The 15644-nt window shown below is 64.2% G+C and carries 13 protein-coding genes; 11 read left to right on the top strand and 2 right to left on the bottom strand.

The window, feature by feature from the left end; all coding sequences use genetic code 11:
• Positions 1-159: 159 nt before the first annotated feature.
• The 7 genes from J7I12_RS12270 to J7I12_RS12240 all read left to right on the top strand — a co-directional run bounded on the left by J7I12_RS12270 (position 160) and on the right by J7I12_RS12240 (position 9101).
• Positions 160-1476 (top strand): aminotransferase class I/II-fold pyridoxal phosphate-dependent enzyme, encoded by a 1317-nt coding sequence (locus tag J7I12_RS12270; protein ID WP_118230383.1) that lies wholly within the window; start codon positions 160-162, stop codon positions 1474-1476.
• A 207-nt stretch (positions 1477-1683) separates the two neighbouring features.
• Entirely contained in the window at positions 1684-2931 is a 1248-nt protein-coding gene (locus J7I12_RS12265) for a glycosyltransferase (protein WP_270229128.1), read from the top strand.
• Entirely contained in the window at positions 2928-3947 is a 1020-nt protein-coding gene (locus tag J7I12_RS12260; RefSeq protein WP_118230385.1) for a polysaccharide deacetylase family protein, read from the top strand. The genes J7I12_RS12265 and J7I12_RS12260 overlap by 4 nt, the downstream gene beginning before the upstream one ends.
• A 186-nt stretch (positions 3948-4133) precedes the next feature.
• Positions 4134-5471 (top strand): glycosyltransferase family 4 protein, encoded by a 1338-nt coding sequence (locus J7I12_RS12255; protein ID WP_118230386.1) that lies wholly within the window; start codon positions 4134-4136, stop codon positions 5469-5471.
• Positions 5459-7393: an asparagine synthase (glutamine-hydrolyzing) gene (gene asnB / locus J7I12_RS12250; RefSeq protein WP_302148750.1), complete on the top strand. Its 1935-nt coding sequence runs from the start codon at positions 5459-5461 to the stop codon at positions 7391-7393. Before J7I12_RS12255 ends, asnB begins: the two co-directional genes overlap by 13 nt.
• Positions 7394-7909: 516 nt before the next feature.
• Positions 7910-8398 carry a pyridoxamine 5'-phosphate oxidase family protein gene (locus J7I12_RS12245; protein WP_118230388.1) on the top strand — a complete coding sequence of 163 codons (489 nt, stop codon included), beginning with the start codon at positions 7910-7912 and terminating at the stop codon, positions 8396-8398.
• Between the two features lie 34 nt (positions 8399-8432).
• Entirely contained in the window at positions 8433-9101 is a 669-nt protein-coding gene (locus tag J7I12_RS12240) for a translation initiation factor IF-2 (protein ID WP_207287359.1), read from the top strand.
• A 158-nt stretch (positions 9102-9259) separates the two neighbouring features.
• Here J7I12_RS12240 and J7I12_RS12235 read toward each other — a convergent pair whose 3' ends face one another.
• Positions 9260-9685 (bottom strand): acyl-CoA thioesterase, encoded by a 426-nt coding sequence (locus tag J7I12_RS12235; protein WP_118230389.1) that lies wholly within the window; start codon positions 9683-9685, stop codon positions 9260-9262.
• 60 nt (positions 9686-9745) lie between these two features.
• Between J7I12_RS12235 and J7I12_RS12230 the strand changes: the two genes are divergently transcribed.
• The 3 genes from J7I12_RS12230 (at position 9746) to gap (ending at position 12858) form a co-directional block, all read left to right on the top strand.
• Positions 9746-10828 carry an MltA domain-containing protein gene (locus J7I12_RS12230; protein WP_242621259.1) on the top strand — a complete coding sequence of 361 codons (1083 nt, stop codon included), beginning with the start codon at positions 9746-9748 and terminating at the stop codon, positions 10826-10828.
• Positions 10829-11224: 396 nt separating this feature from the next.
• Positions 11225-11779, top strand: coding sequence for a GAF domain-containing protein (locus tag J7I12_RS12225; protein WP_118230391.1), 555 nt, complete (start codon positions 11225-11227; stop codon positions 11777-11779).
• A 62-nt stretch (positions 11780-11841) separates the two neighbouring features.
• Positions 11842-12858, top strand: coding sequence for a type I glyceraldehyde-3-phosphate dehydrogenase (gene gap, locus J7I12_RS12220; RefSeq protein WP_118230392.1), 1017 nt, complete (start codon positions 11842-11844; stop codon positions 12856-12858).
• Between the two features lie 280 nt (positions 12859-13138).
• Here the strand turns inward: gap and speA are convergent, their stop codons facing one another.
• Entirely contained in the window at positions 13139-15055 is a 1917-nt protein-coding gene (gene speA / locus J7I12_RS12215) for a biosynthetic arginine decarboxylase (RefSeq protein ID WP_130958133.1), read from the bottom strand.
• 270 nt (positions 15056-15325) lie between these two features.
• Here speA and J7I12_RS12210 point away from each other — a divergent pair, with 270 nt between their 5' ends.
• Positions 15326-15631, top strand: a complete 306-nt coding sequence (locus tag J7I12_RS12210) for a pseudouridine synthase (protein ID WP_118230442.1) — start codon at positions 15326-15328, stop codon at positions 15629-15631.
• The last annotated feature ends 13 nt before the right edge of the window (positions 15632-15644 follow it).

The following is a 15644-nucleotide window of genomic DNA, read 5'->3' as shown; positions in this document are numbered from 1 at the left end:
CGGCCGGGGCCGCAGGACGGCACAAGGTTTTTGTATGCGCCTTCCCGCTTGCCATACGTGTCCGCTTTGGCTATGCTGTCTCCTTACAATAAATGGCGCTCGCTCTGCGCCCTAGGGGCTGCGGAGCTTTTTTTCGGATAACTTTGACGAGGACAAGGCATGAAGAACGACCATTCCTGTCAGGCCGGCAACGGGGCGAAGCCCGCATCCGCCACAGACGGCAACGCCACCGGATTCACCCGCATGCGTTCCAAACTCGCCTTTGATCGGCTGGTGGAAATGGGTGCCAGGATGGGGATGGAAAATCCTCTGTTTCTCTGCCACGAACGCGCGGCCAAGGCCACAACGCTTATCAACGGCAGGGAATATCTCAACTTTTCCACATACGACTACCTTGACATCAACGCCCATCCGGAAATTACCGAGGCGGTAACCAAGGCCGCCGCCCTCTATGGCACCTCTGCCGGAGCCAGCCGTCTGGTGGGCGGCGAACGCCCGCCCCACCGCGAGCTGGAGCGTGCTCTTGCCGAGCTCTACGGTGTGGAGGACTGCATCGTCTATGTAAGCGGGCACGCCACCAACGTTTCTACCCTGGGTTTTCTGTTCGGCCACCGCGACGCCATCTTCCATGACGGGCTCGCCCACAACTCTCTGGTGCAGGGCGCGCGCCTTTCGGGCGCCACGCGCTACTCTTACGCCCACAACGACTGCGACGCCCTGGAAGAGCTCTTGCGCAACAAGCGCGCCGAACACAAACGCGCCATCATCGTTACCGAGGGCCTCTTCAGCATGGACGGCAACATTCCGGACCTGCCCCGCATCATTGCCCTCAAGAAAAAATACGACTGCATGCTGCTGGTGGACGAAGCCCACTCTCTGGGCGTGCTGGGGGCCACGGGCCGGGGCGCGCGCGAATATTTTAATATAGATCCCACGGACGTGGACATGTGGATGAGCACCCTCTCCAAGTCCATGTGCGGCTGCGGCGGCTTCATTGCCGGCAGTCACGAGCTGGTGGAGTTTCTCAAATACGGTTCGCCGGGCTTTGTTTTCAGCGTGGGCATGCCCCCGGTCATTGCCGTGGCCTGCCGCAAGGCGCTGGAAATTATGCTGCGTGAGCCGGAGCGTGTGCGCAACCTGCAGCGCATCTCCCAGTTTTTCATCCGCTATGCGGCGGAGATCGGCCTGGATACGGGCGCAGCCCAGGGCTATGCCGTGGTGCCCGTCATGGTGGGCGACCCGATGGTGGCGGGCTTTTTGTCCAACGCCCTGTTCAAACGCGGGGTCTACGTCATGCCCATCACCTTCCCGGCCGTCAAAGAAGGCACGGACCGTCTGCGCTTCTTTCTTTCCGCCGCGCACACCGAAGACCACATCCGCAGAGCGCTGGACGCCGTACGCGAAGCCATGCCTGAAGCCAGGGCCATTGTGGACGAATACAAACGCACCCACGCCGACGCGGCGGAGGGCGACTAGCCCCCTTGGGGGCAAAAATCTATGACAGGTCTTATACACAACGGTTCCACGACTGCGGCATCTGCCCCTTCGCGGGCGGATACCGTCGCGTCGGCGGGGCCTTCCTGCAAAACACTCCCTGCCGCGACCGACCAGGCTTTCCCCGCGAACGGCGCTGCAGCCCCAGTCCCTCCTGCGGCAGGTCAAAGCTCCGACGTCGGCGCAGGCCTGCCCCCGGTGGCCTATGTGCTGTTGTGGTTTCCCCTGTCTTCGGAAACCTTCATCTTTCGCGAGGTGGTACAGCTTCGCAAGCTGGGTCTGCCGGTGCACGCCTACACCCTGTACGGCGCCAAGCTGCGCGGCTGCAGCGAGGAAATGCGCCGCTACGACGGCCCGGTGCGTCGTCTGGGCGCAAAGGCCGCGGGGGCCATTCTGGCCGCATTTGTCACCGCCCTGTGGAAAGAGCCGCGCCAGGTCTGGCGGCTGCTGCGCCAGGGCTTTTTCCACCGCATGCGCAATCTGGAATCCCTGGGCGAGAATCTCTGGTGCTTTATGGCGGGCTTTTTGCTGGCCCGCTACTGCCGGGAGGACGGCGTACGTCTCATCCACGCGGCCTGGGCCAACGGCCCGGCCACGGCGGCCTGGGTGGCCTCGCGGCTCACGGGCATTCCCTTTGCCTTTACAGGACGCGCGGGCGACATTTATCCCGAAGACGGCCTCCTGCGTGAAAAATCCGCCGACGCCCTGTTCATCCGCACCAACAACCACACCAATGTGCGCTGGCTGCGCCAATTCTGCCCCCAGGAGCAGCAGGACAAAGTCCACGCCATCTACAACAGCCTGACCTTCACCCCGCGCGGGCAGTGCGCCATCGCCATGCGGCCCCCCTACCGGCTGCTGGCCGTGGGACGCTTTGCCCGCACCAAGGGTTTTCCCTATCTGCTCACGGCCATGGCCAGGCTGCGGCGTGAAAACGTGCCCGTAACCCTGACCCTGGTGGGCGACGGCAGGTGGCGGCGCAAGCTCACCGCCATGTGCGAACGCCTGCGCCTGCAGGATGTGGTAAACATGCCGGGCTTTATCCCCCACGATCAGATCTGCGGCTACATGCTGGACCACGACATCCTGATCATGCCCAGCGTGGTGCACACCAACGGCGACCGGGACGGCATCCCCAACGTGATCATGGAAGCCTTGTCGCACCGCATGCCGGTCATTGCCACCGACGTCTGCGGCATTGCCGAGGTGGTGGAAGACGGCGTGACGGGCCTGCTGGTGCCCCAGCGCGACGCCCGCGCCCTAGCCGACGCCGTGCGGCGCATGGTGGAAGACCGGGACCGCGCCCAAAGCATGGCCGAGGCCGGACGGGAACGGGTGACGCGCATGTTTGACCGCGAGCGCAACATCGCGACCCTTCTTGATCTGTATGTCAGTGAAGGCCGCCGCTACTGGCAGGCCCCTTCCTCGCAGGCATGAACGCGCGGCCGGAGCTGTACCTCACCGTCAGCCTGGACGTGGAAGAAGAAGGCCTGTTCGGCGGGCAGTACGCCCGTCGAGGCTGCACCACCGCCAACACGGCCTGCCTGGAGCGCCTGATCCCCCTCTGCGACGTTGGCGTGCGCCCCACCCTGTTCTGCGCCCACAGTGTGCTTGCCAACCCGGCATCCCTGCCCATACTGGCCCGGCTGCGCGACCATTGCAATGCAGAAATCGGCGCGCACCTGCACCACTGGAACACCCCGCCCCTGGCCCTGCCCGGCACGCCGGAACCGCCGGATACGGCAGCGGCCGTGCCCGCCATTGCCGTGAGCCCGGAACTCATGGCCGCCAAGCTGGCAACCCTTATGGCCGTCGGCAGATCCTTTCAGGGCGCGCCCCTGACCTCCTTTCGCATGGGCCGGTGGGATCTGCACCGCGCCCACTGGCCCCTGCTGGCTCAGGCCGGCGTTCTGGCCGACGCTTCGGTGCGGCCCCTGCACTGTGCCCGCTCCCCCCTGCAGGGCCCGGACCACTTTGACGCTCCCACCGCCCCCTACTGGGCGCCTGTGGCGGACAAGGCCATATTTGAGCTGCCCCTTACGGTCACGCCGCTTGTGCAGGCGCTGCCCGGTCTGCTGCGAACCGCGCCAGGCAAGGCGGGCGTCGCCATGCGGGCGGGTTTCCGGCAGTGGGGGGCGCTGGCCCTTTTGCCCGTCTACCATCCACTCTGGGCCATGCGCCGGATCACCAGCCTGTTTGTGGCGCGGGGCGGGCGGGTCCTTTCCCTGACCTGGCATTCTTCTGAAATGATGCCCGGTGGCGCGCCCCATATGCCCGACGCGGCGGCCGTGGACCGCCTGCTGCACAAAATTTTGTCCTGGCTGCACTGGCTCAATGAACGCTACCAGGTGCGCTGTCTGACCCTGGACGAGCTGCGTCGCGCCATGGGCCCCACGGCCCCCACGCCCACGCCTCCGGCCGTGGGCGACTGGACCTGCGCGCCCCTTGCCTGACGTGCCCGCCGGGGCTATAGTTCTTTGCTGAACATCCTGTCGGCAGCGCGGCTTGCACTGTTGCCTCAACGACTGTGACAGACCGCTCTGCCGCACGGCGCACCACGCTCGACGCGCAGTGCCCGCACCTTTGGCTGAAGGCCCACCGCTCCCGCCCCATCACCCCAACCGCAGGTTCCCGCCCCCATGTCACAGACCGCCGCCGAATCCCGTCCGTTCCCAGAAGGGCTGCCCCACATAGCGTATGTGCTGCTCTGGTACCCACTGTTCACACAGCCCTTCATTTTTCGGGAAGTGGAAGGGTTGCGGCGGCTCTTGCCGCTTTCTGTCTTTACGCTCTATGGCCGCAACCTGCGCCAGTGCTCCACGGAAATGCGCGCCGCCGCGGGGAGATCCTATGTGCTGGGCGCGCGGCGGTTGTTCCCTGTGCTGGGCGAGGTGCTGCGGCAAACCCTGCTGCACCCCCGGCGCACCTGGAAACTGTTGCGCCGCAGCGTGTGTCGCCGCTGGCAGAGCTGGGAAACGCTGGGCGAAAATTTCTGGGCCTTTTGCGTGGGCCTGTATCTGGGCCGCCTGTTTCAGGACGCGGGCATAGACATGATCTACGCCCCGTGGCCGCGCGGCACGGCCACGGCCGCCTGGGTGGCGGCCAGCATTACGGGGCTGCCCTTTGCCACGGCCGCCCGCGGCGACAACCTGGCCCCCGCGGACCCGGACCTGGGCGACAAGCTGGAAGCGGCCTTTTTTATCCGCGCCAACAACGCGGCGGACCTGGCCCGTATTGAGGCCTTTGACCAGGGCCAGGCCAGCGGCAAGGTGGCTCTGGTCTACAACAGCCTTACCCTGCCGCCCGCCCCGCCGGAAAGCGCTCCCACTGACGAACCGACGCCTCCGGGGGCCGTCCGCCCCATGCCCCGGCCCGTGCGTCTGCTGGCCCTGGGGCGCTTCGACGTGACCAAGGGCTTTGACGTGCTGCTGCGGGCCTGCGCCCTGCTGCGGGACAGAGGCCTGGACTTCACCCTCACCCTCGCGGGCGGAGGCGGCGCCGTCATGGGCCTGGGCCGCATGTCCGCCCAGATCGTGCAGTTGCGCAAAGAACTGGCTCTGGAAAGCCGCGTCAACCTGCCGGGGCTCATCTCGCACAACGACCTGCCGCACATTCTTGAAAGCCACGATATCTTTGCCGCGCCTTGTATTGTGCACAAATCGGGCCGGCGGGACGGCATCCCCAACACGGTTATCGAGGCCCTGGCCTACGGCCTGCCCGTGGTGAGCACTACGGTCAACGCCCTGCCGGAGGTCGTACGCGACGGCGAAACCGGCCTGGCCGTCCCTCCGGGCGACGCCCCGGCCCTGGCCGAAGCCCTGGCCCGCCTGGCCGACGACGCCGACCTGGCCCGCCGCCTGGCCCGGAACGGCCGGCGCCTGGCTGAAGAAATGTTCGACCCTGAACGCAACAGTCGCCGCCTGGCGGACATCTTCATCACATATTACCAGAAGTGGCGGCAATCATGTGCGGCATAGCGGGCCTCTGCCAGACGGACGGCAGCCCCCTGCCGCAGGAAGCCGGGCCATGGGTGCGGGCCATGACCGACCGACTGGCCCACCGGGGCCCCGACGGTTCCGGCCTCTGGCTGGACGGCCCCGTATGCCTGGGGCACCGGCGGCTCTCCATCATTGATCTGTCCGGCGGCGGCCAGCCCATGCGCAGCACGGCGGGCGAACTTACCGTCACCTTCAATGGCGAAATTTATAACTTCGCGGAGATCAAGGAAGAACTCCTGACCCACGGCGCACGCTTCCAGACCAGTTCAGATACGGAAGTGATCCTCGAAGCCTACCGCCTCTGGGGGCCGGACTGCCTGGCCCGGTTTGACGGCATGTTTGCCTTTGCCCTCTGGGACGCGCCGCGCCGCCGCCTGTTCTGCGCCAGGGACCGCTTCGGCAAAAAACCCTTCTTCTATACCCTGCAGCAAGGACGCTTCCACTTCGCCTCTGAAGTGACCGCCCTGGAACAGCTGCCGGGCCTGGCCCTGACCCTGGACCCCACCGCTCTCATGCGCTACCTGGCCTACGAATACGCCCCCACCCCCCAGACCATGTACAAGGAGGTGGTCAGCCTGCCGCCTGCCCACTGGCTGCTGCTGGAGGAAGGCCGCCTGCGCCTGGAACGCTACTGGGACATGCCCGTGCCGGACGAAGACGAAACCCGCCCCGTGCCCGAACTGTGCGCAGAGCTGCGCCACCTGCTGGCCCGCGCCGTGCGGCGGCGCATGGTCAGCGACGTGCCCCTGGGCGTCTTTCTTTCAGGCGGCATAGATTCCACCATTGTGGCCGGGCTTATGGCCAGCCAGTCCGCCGTGCCTGTCAAGACTTTTTCCATCGGCTTCAGCGAGGCCAGTTACGACGAATCGCGCTACGCCCGCCTGGCCGCCGCCGCCTACGGCACAGAACACCACGAGCGCGTGCTCTCCGCCGCCCAGTGCGCCGACACCCTGCCCGAGATCATCAGCAGCATGGACGTGCCCATGGCCGACGCTTCCGTAGCGCCCACCTGGCTGCTTTCCGGCGTCACGCGCGAAAAAGTCACCGTGGCCCTGGGCGGGGACGGCGCGGACGAGCTCTGGGCCGGCTACGAGCACTACATCGGCTTCAAACTGGCGGAACGCTATAATGCCCTGCCCGCAGCGCTGCGGCGCGGCCTGGTGGAGCCCCTGGCCCGCCTGCTGCCCTCTTCTGCCGGCTACATCAATCCGCGCCTGGCCGTGGCTACCTTTTTGCGCGCGGCCGCCGCTCCGGCCTGGCAAAGGGTGCAGACCATGCTCACGGCCCTGGGCCCGGACACACAGGCCGCACTGCTCAGCCCGGCCCTGCGGGAACAGGCCCCCGATCTGCTCGCGCCCGAAAACCTCTTTGCCCCCACCCGCCAGGCCTATGAACACTGGCAGCCCCCGCAGGCCGCCACGCCCCTGGCCCGCGCCTTCCACGTCTATGTGCGGCAGTTTCTGCTGGACGACATCCTGGTCAAGGTGGACCGCTGCTCCATGCTCCACAGCCTCGAAGTGCGCGCCCCCTTTCTGGATAAGGACGTGGCCGCCTTTGCCGCGCGCCTGCCCGTGCGCTACCGGCTGCACGGCTGCAAACGCAAATGGCTGCTCAAAAAAGCCTTTGCCGACCTGTTGCCCAAAGAAATCCTGCACCGCAACAAACGCGGCTTCCAGATCCCCGTGGCCCAATGGCTGCGCGGCCGCCTGCGCCCCCTCATGGAAGACCTCCTGGCGCCCGACACCCTCACAGCTCAGGGGCTGTTCAACCCCACAGCCGTGCGCGGCCTTATGGACGCCCACCTCTCCGGCAAGGCAGACCTGCGCAAACCCCTCTGGACCCTGCTGGTCTTCCAACTCTGGTGGCACGCCCGCCGCAATGGCCGCGGGCCGGGAGTGTAGCGCTTTGCGGGGGGAGGGAAAGGCTTTGTGGGGGGAAGGGAATTTTTGTTCACAAAAGTTCCCTTCCCCCACGCCCCCATCCTTCAAAAAACTTTCTTCCCCGAAGGAATACGCCGGGCGTACCCTGCCCGAAACAAATCTGCATGGCAGATGACCACGGTACGGGCTTTTGCCACCCTGCACCTCCACATTCATGTCATGCCCCCCCGAAGGTTGCGCGCGGCTGCCCTGGGAAAGCGGGGGTTATGGGGGTTGTAGGGGGCCGAAGGGGAGGCAGCCCCGCCCCTGGCCCCCTGCCCTCGCCGGAGGCGGCCCAAACGCCATAAAAGAACCAGGCCGCCATGCCCGCAGGGCAACAAAAACTCCCGGTTGGGATACGCCTTTTTCTCCAGTTGCCACAGGGCAATAAAAATCCCGGCCTGGGTCCAATCATGCCTTTTCCCTGGTTGTCGCAACGCACCAAAAACCGACTCTCCCGCCGCCCCCGGCGGAACTCCCCTTTCCGAAGGAGCCCCCATGTCCTCATGTAATTTCCCCCCTCTGCGCCGCGCCGCCAAGGCCCTGAGCCACGAAGAAATCCTGGATATTTTGCGCGCAGCGCCCTTCTGCACCCTGGCCTGTCTGAGCCCTGTGGGCTATCCTTATGCCGTGCCGCTCAACTTTGTGCTGGTGGAGCCCGACGCCATTTATTTTCACTGCGCCACAGAGGGTCACAAGGTAGCGGCCCTGCGCCGCGACGCGCGGGTGAGCCTGGCCGTTATCGGCTATGAGCGGGTGGCGCCGGAGCGGTTCACCACCAGCTACGCCAGCGTCATTGTTTTCGGCAAGGCGGTGCTGGTGGAGGACCCCGAAGAGCGGCGACGGGCGCTGATGGCGCTGGTGGGCAAATATTCCGCAGATTTTTATGAAAAGGGCCGGGCCTATGTGGAGGGTTATCGTAAGCCCTTGGGCGTCTGGCGGGTGGATGTGGTCCATTGCACCGGCAAACGCAGCGGCACAGAGTAGCCCTGTCCGCAGGCTTTTGTTGCGGAGGTGAGGCATGTTGTGGGAATGGGCGGCGGCGGCCGCAGCGGTCATTGTGGCGGTACTGTTCTGCCTGCGGCTCACGCGGCAGGGTCTGGGCACGCTGGAGGAAGAGCGCGACCGCTGCCTGGAGCGCATCCGCGAAATGGAAGAGCAGGTGCGGGAAGACCAGAAAAACATGCCCTCCGGCGAGCATCTGCGCATTGTGCACGCCGCGCTGGAGGATTTGCTGCGGCAGGCAGGCGCCCCCACAGAAGACGGCCTGCTGGTGGAGATGGACGCGGCAGGCCAGTGCCTGGTCTGGCGCTTGCCCGGTCCGGACGGAAGGCCGGAGGAATGGCGCGTGCGCCTGTTTATGCGGGAACGCGAACTGCGCGGCACCCACAAAGTGGCCCACGGCCAGGCCCGCTGGCGGCTCAGCGGACCGGGCGTGGAAGAGGATTTTACGGACCTGGTCCAGCTCTTGCGCGCCTGCAACGGCCGTCTGGCACAGCGCACCCGCCCGGCCCACCTGCCGCCGCAGCCGGGGGCGGAATTGCCGGACCCGGTCAGGCCGGAGCCGCCGCACCTGGCCCGCCGTCTGGCGCGTCCGGGCACGCGCCGGAAGACGGAACGCCCCACCGGGGAGGCGGCCCATACCCCGCAGCAGGCCATGCCGCCGCAGTGGCGAGGCAAGCCGGAATAAGGACGTTGGCGGCACGCTGTGCCGGTTGGGGCGCGCCTGCCCGGCGCAGGCTGGCGCGATGCTTGTGGAAAGAAATTTTAGGGATAGGGGCAAGGGGCACTGCTGTTCATGGCAGTACCCCTCACCGCACAAAAAATTTTGCCTCCCTGCCGTAACAACTACGCTTCCATGCTGAAAGTCAGGCTGCGAAACCAGTCCGGCACGGGCACGGGGCGGCCCTGGGGGTTGACCAGGGCGTGCTGGGTCATGCCGGTGGCGAGCAGGCGCGTCTTGTCCTCATTCCATATCTCATATACAAAACGCAGTGACGCGCGCCCCCACTCTTCGATGCCGGCGCGCACCAGCACCAGGTCGTCGTAGCGGGCGGGAGAGCGGTAGCGGCACTGAGCCTCGCGCACGGGCAGGATGATGCCCCGGCGTTCGACCTCGGCGTAGCCCATGCCGCAACGGCGGATATAATCACCGCGCGCGCGTTCAAACAGGTGCAGATATTCGGCGTAGTACAACACGCCCATGGTGTCCGTTTCGCCGTAGGACACCCGGTGGGGCATCCAGACATGGGGGATGGGAAAAGCGTCATGCATAGGCTGGCTCCTTACAGGTCTGCGTACAGCCCGCCGCGTTTGCGGCGGCTGGGAGTACTGTTGCTGCTGGGTCTGCTGCTCACGGCCTGCGCCAAAAAAGCGCCCACGCCGGAAGTTGAGCCGCTGGGCCCGCCCGTGGCCATGGAAAGCCCGGATTTTTTTGTCACCTATCTTGCCCCGCGCAACCAGGATCTGACCAGTTGGAAGGACATGGCCCCAACGGTGCGCAAGTCCCTCAACTATGTCAACACCCGACCCCAGGGCAACGTGGCCGTGCAGCGGCCCGGCCTGGACGTGACCTGGGGCGACCTCAAGCGCACGCTGACCCGGCTGCAGGCTCTGTTGCCCCGCCTGGACGCCGAACCAGGGCTGCTGCTGGAGAATTTTCGCTGGGTGGAGGTGGCGGGCGGCATCAACTATTCCGGCTACTATGAGCCGGCGGTACGCGCCAGCCGCACGCGCAAGCCCGGCTACACCCAGGCCATCTACGCCCGGCCGCCGGAACTGAGCAAGGTGCTGGCCCAGAAGGGCCGGTACTATGACCGCAGGACTATTGAGGAAAAACAGATTCTGGCGGGCCGGGGTCTGGAGCTGGCCTGGGCCGCCGACCCCGTGGACGTGTTTTTTCTGGAAATTCAGGGCTCCGGTCGCCTGATTTTTGATGATGGTACCCAGGCCTATGTGAACTACGCCGGGCAGAACAAACACAAGTACAAGAGCTCCGGCCGGATCATGCGTGAAAAAGGCCTGCTCCGACGCGGCGACATTTACGAACAGCGCGAGTGGTTCCGCAACAATCCCGACCGGGTGCGCGAAATTCTCAATGAAAATCCGAGCTACGTCTTTTTCCGCTTCGGCACGCGCGGCCCTACCGGGGCCATGGGCTACCAGGTGGACGACTGGTTGAGCCTGGCCACAGACAGAGGCTTTATCCCCCTGGGCGCGGTAGTGGCCTACGGCGTGAACGCCCCGGACGAAAAACGCGGCCGCGTGCCTTTGCGCGGCATCGGCTTTGCGCAGGATGTGGGCGGGGCCATCAAACGCAACCGCATTGATATTTTCTGCGGTGGCGACGAGCGCGCCAACTATGTGGCCAGCCACCTGGACGCCAAAGGCCCGGCCTGGGTGCTGCTGGCAAAATAACTTGCCGGCGGTGGAGCGCCGGGCGGGCCTGAGGCGCTACCCGGAAATTTTAAACGCTGCGCCTGCAGCAGCGCGCCCCGCCGTTCACGCCACATGCCCAAGCCCGGAGCCCATTGCCCCCGGTGCAAAAAAAGGCCATACTGTAAGGCAGATTACCTTTGAGGATATGCCGTCTCAAAGGTTACGGCACGCTCGTTCCAGCGCTTAAGGTGCAAATAAATTGCGCTTACGCAATCGCCAGGGCATTGCAACGTGGCACTGCCCTAGTGATAAAATGAACAAGCGCCCGCAAGGCGGGCGCTTCTCGCCGCTCAATCCGCTCCTTTGGCGGACTTTCCTCCCTACCCATTCCAACGCCCCTGGTCACGCCGGAGGCGTTCTTTACAGGAGGTTTTTATGGCACAGGATTATTTCCGCGCGCTCAGGGATGTGGCGCTGGTCATCAACTCCAGCCTGGAACCCGGCGACGTGCTGCACAGAATTACAGAGCAAACGGCCCAAACCATGGGTTGCAAGGCCAGCACCATCCGCCTGCTGGACAGCACCGGACGTTTTTTGCTGCCCAGCGCCGCCTACGGCCTTTCCGCCACCTACATGCGCAAAGGCCCGGTGGAAGTGAAACGCAGCGGTCTTGACGGCGAAGTGCTGGCGGGCAAAACCATCCACCTCAAGGACGCCACCTCGGACGGGCGCTTTCAGTACCCGCAGTCGGCCAAGGCCGAAGGCTTGGTTTCCGTGCTCTCGGCCCCGCTTATGGCGGACGGCAAGGCCATTGGCCTGATCCGCGTTTATTCTGACGTGGAGCGCGAGTTCAGCCCCGATGAGCAGACCTTTATGGAGGCCGTGGCCGCCATCTCGGCCCTGGCCATTGAAAACGCCCGGCTGCACGAGGCCCTGCGCAACAACTACGACCTCATGGCCAAGCACGCCTACTCGCTCTATGAAGATTAGCCGCCACAGCTTGGGTGGCGACGACACACAAAATTTTCTTTGCAGATTGTGAGGAGGCAGCAATGCGCAAGATCAAAGTGGGCATCAACGGTTTTGGCCGCATCGGCCGGCAGGTGTTTCGCGCCCTGCATCAGTCCTATGCCGACAGAGTGGAAGTGACGGCCATCAACGACTTGTTTGATGCGGAAACCAATTTTCACCTGCTGGAATACGATTCCGTCTATGGCCGCGCGCACCTGGACGTGGCCATCAACGGCACGGACGTGCGCGTGGGCGACTGGAACATTCACTGCTTTGCCGAGCGCGACCCCCGTCAGCTCATCTGGCGCGACTACGACGTGGACATTGTGGTAGAAAGCACGGGCATCTTCCGCAAGGCCTCTCAGGCCGCCGTGCACCGTGACAACGGCGCCAAAAAGGTCATCATCACCGCCCCGGCCAAGGAAGAAGACATTACCATCGTCATGGGCGTGAACCAGAACCAGTACGACCCGCAAAAACACCATATTGTGTCCAACGCCTCCTGCACCACCAACTGCCTGGCCCCGGTGGCCCTGGTGCTGCAGCGCAGTTTCGGCATCAAACTGGGCAATATGGTCACCATCCACTCCTACACCAACGACCAGCGTATCCTGGACATGGCCCACAAAGACCTGCGCCGGGCCCGCGCCGCCGCCTGCAGCATCATCCCCACCTCCACGGGCGCGGCCCAGGCCGTGGCCAAGGTCATTCCGGAGCTCAAGGGCAAATTCAGCGGCTATTCTTTGCGCGTGCCCACGCCTACGGTTTCCGTAGTGGATTTTTCCGGCATTCTGGAAAAGGAAACGGATACGGAAGGCTTGTTGGCCGCCCTGCGCCAGGCTGCTGAAACCGACCTCAAGGGCATTTTGGAATACAATGAAAAGCCCCTGGTTTCCATGGATTTCAAGGGCAATCCGGCCTCGTCCATTCTGGAATCTTCCTACACCACCGTGCAGGAAGGACACTTGGTCAAGGCCGTGGCCTGGTACGACAATGAATGGGGCTACTCCAACCGGGTCTGCGACCTGATCTGCCTTATGGCCGACAAGGGCCTGTAGCTTCGAAAACGCTGCGGAATCGGGGATAGTACTCTTCTGGTACAGACCCGGTCCGCAGCGTTTTTTGACGCAGCCGCGGAGGACCATGCGCTGTTGACCCCGGCCACCGTCGCATCCGGGGCGGCCACGCGCCGCGGATTTTGGCCCCTGGCAAGGAAAAAAACGCTGCGGAATCGGGGATAGTACTCTTCTGGTACAGACCCGGTCCGCAGCGTTTTTTGACGCAGCCAGGGGGCAAAAGCCGCGCGCGTGGCCGCCCCGGATATATATAAGTTAAAGGTTAGCGCTCAAAATACGTATACCCCCGCAACCCGTCCTCAAAGGCCTGCATAACGGCAAAACGCTCACTGGGCGTAATCCGCCCCTGGCGCACGGCCAGCTCTGCAGTGCTGCGCAGATCTTCCAGAATGCGGCGGGGGTCGTATTCCACATAGCTCAGGATGTCCGCCACGGAGTCGCCGCGGATTTCACGCACATATTCGTAGCTGCCGTCTTCGGCCACACGGATGGAAACCACGTTGGTGTCGCCCATGAGGTTGTGCAAATCGCCCAGAGTTTCCTGATACGCGCCTACCAGAAAGACGCCCAGATAGTATTCCTCGCCTTCGCGCAGAGGGTGCAGGTCCAGAGTGGGCTTCATGCCTTGTGGGTCGATAAAGTGGTCGATGCGGCCGTCCGAATCGCAGGTAATATCCGAGATGATGCCCTGGCGGGAAGGGAATTCCTTCAGCCGGTGCAGGGGCATGACCGGGAAGAGCTGGTCAATGGCCCAGGAGTCCGGCAGGGACTGGAACACGCTGAAATTGCCGTAATAGATGTCGGCCAGGCTCACGTCGATGTCGGCCAAGTCACGGGGCACGGTTTTGAGGCGGGTTTTTTCCTGGGCAATGCGCAGGATGATGGCCCAGAAGAAGCGCTCGGCCAGGGTACGCTGGCGCAGATTGACCCTTCCGGTAGAAAAGAGCTGGCGCATTTCGTCGCGGTAATAGATGGCGTCGTTGTAGCACTCCTGCAGATTGCGCAGGGTGATGCTGTTAAGGGTTTCGCGCAGATTGAGCACGGGTTCGGGCGTGCCTTCGGGCAGGTCTTCGGGCAGCTGCACCTCCTCCACAGTGCTCACGTCCAGGACGTTGAAGAGCAGCACGGAATAGTAGGCCACTGTGGCGCGGCCTGATTCCGTGATAATGTGGGGGTGGGGGACGTTTTCTTCGTCCAGGATGCTCATGATGGCTTCCACCACGTCGGTGCAGTATTCGTCCAGGGTGTAGTTGCGGGACGAAATGTAGTTGGTGTGGGAGCCGTCGTAATCCACGGCCAGGCCGCCGCCCAGGTCCAGATAGCCCATGGGCGCGCCCTCCTGCACCAGGCCCACATAGAGGCGCGCGCCTTCCATGACGCCGGTGCGGATGTCGCGGATGTTGGAAACCTGCGAACCCAGGTGGTAGTGCAGCAGTTTAAAGCAGTCCAGCATGTCGTGGGCCTTGAGGGTATCCACCACGTCCACCACCTGGGCCGGAGAAAGGCCGAAGGTAGAGCGCTCCCCGCCGGAATCCGTCCAGTGCCCGCCGGCCTTTACGGCCAGTTTGGCCCGCACGCCGATGTTGGGGCGCACATCCAGGGCCTTGCTGCGTTCCAGCAAGAGCCCCAGTTCGCCGGGCATTTCCAGCACAAAAAAGACGTTGAAGCCCAGACGCCGGGCCTGCAGGCCCAGGTCGATAAATTCCTCGTCCTTGTAGCCGTTGCAGACAATGCAGGCTTCGCGGTCGCGCATGAGAGAAACGGCGGCAATGAGTTCGGCCTTGGAGCCCACCTCCAGCCCGTGGTGGTAGGAAGGGCCGAACTGGGCGATCTTTTCCACCACCTGCTGCTGCTGGTTGACCTTGATGGGAAAGACGCCCCGGTAGCAGCCCGTGTAACTGAGGTTTTTAATGGCCTTGCGGAACGATTCATGGATATTGCTGATGCGCGAATCCAGGATGTTTTCCACCCGCAGAAGTACGGGCATATCGTAGCCGCGGTCGCGCAGCCCGGCGATGATTTCCGGAATGGACACCTGCGGCCCCTGGGGGCCCTGCGGGCAGATGACCACCTCGCCCGCGTCAGAAACGTCAAAATACCCTGCTCCCCAGTTGCGGATGCCGTAAAGCTCTATGGAGTCTTCCACCCGCCACTGCTGCAACGCGCGGTTCTTTGCCAATGCCTGCTCCTTGCCGCACGGATGCGCCGCGCGGACTTGTAAAAAAAGAAGCGTCATTATGCCGGTCCCGCCCGCAAAGTCAATACAAACCGATAATGGAAGCGCCACGGGCCTTGCGGGACGCCGGGCCGAACGGGCATTTGTCTTCGGGTTGATTTTTTGCCGTGGCTGCCCGCGGCAAAAAACCGTCAGGCACGGATATTGCTACCTTGCGGGCGTCCGCTCACGGCGGCCGGTTTTGCCGCCTGATATCCCGCAAGGAGCGTCCGTATGGAACTGCAATTTCGCGTCCGCAACAACGACCTGGGGCCGTTGCTGCCCACGTTTCAGGAAAGGGTCAACGCCATGCTGCCCGTAAACCGGGCCGAAACCGCCGGGCAGGGAGCCGAAACCGCCGCCGCCCCGGCTCTGCCGCCAGCCGCGCCGGAAACCCCGCACATGCTCAACACGGCAGAACTGCGCGCCGCTCTGGCCGATGTGGAAGCCCAGGCCCAGGCCCACAGCCGGGAGCTGGCCGAGGTTCACTCCGGCCTCAACGCCCAGCGCGTGGCCCGGCTGCTGGACCTGCTGGAGTAGCGTTGCGTCAGGC

The sequence above is a fragment of the Desulfovibrio diazotrophicus genome (assembly GCF_902498985.2).
In the GTDB taxonomy this organism is placed as follows: Bacteria; Desulfobacterota; Desulfovibrionia; order Desulfovibrionales; family Desulfovibrionaceae; genus Desulfovibrio; species Desulfovibrio legallii.
This window is presented reverse-complemented; position numbering and strand designations above follow the sequence as displayed.

Excerpts from the sequence above, each read along its gene's own strand:
- J7I12_RS12225 (WP_118230391.1), top strand. The coding sequence starts at position 11,225 with ATGGCACAGGATTATTTCCGCGCGCTCAGGGATGTGGCGCTGGTCATC.
- asnB (WP_302148750.1), top strand. The coding sequence starts at position 5,459 with ATGTGCGGCATAGCGGGCCTCTGCCAGACGGACGGCAGCCCCCTGCCG.
- J7I12_RS12270 (WP_118230383.1), top strand. The coding sequence starts at position 160 with ATGAAGAACGACCATTCCTGTCAGGCCGGCAACGGGGCGAAGCCCGCA.
- J7I12_RS12210 (WP_118230442.1), top strand. The coding sequence starts at position 15,326 with ATGGAACTGCAATTTCGCGTCCGCAACAACGACCTGGGGCCGTTGCTG.
- J7I12_RS12240 (WP_207287359.1), top strand. The coding sequence starts at position 8,433 with ATGTTGTGGGAATGGGCGGCGGCGGCCGCAGCGGTCATTGTGGCGGTA.
- gap (WP_118230392.1), top strand. The coding sequence starts at position 11,842 with ATGCGCAAGATCAAAGTGGGCATCAACGGTTTTGGCCGCATCGGCCGG.
- J7I12_RS12245 (WP_118230388.1), top strand. The coding sequence starts at position 7,910 with ATGTCCTCATGTAATTTCCCCCCTCTGCGCCGCGCCGCCAAGGCCCTG.
- J7I12_RS12235 (WP_118230389.1), bottom strand. The coding sequence starts at position 9,685 with ATGCATGACGCTTTTCCCATCCCCCATGTCTGGATGCCCCACCGGGTG.
- J7I12_RS12255 (WP_118230386.1), top strand. The coding sequence starts at position 4,134 with ATGTCACAGACCGCCGCCGAATCCCGTCCGTTCCCAGAAGGGCTGCCC.
- J7I12_RS12260 (WP_118230385.1), top strand. The coding sequence starts at position 2,928 with ATGAACGCGCGGCCGGAGCTGTACCTCACCGTCAGCCTGGACGTGGAA.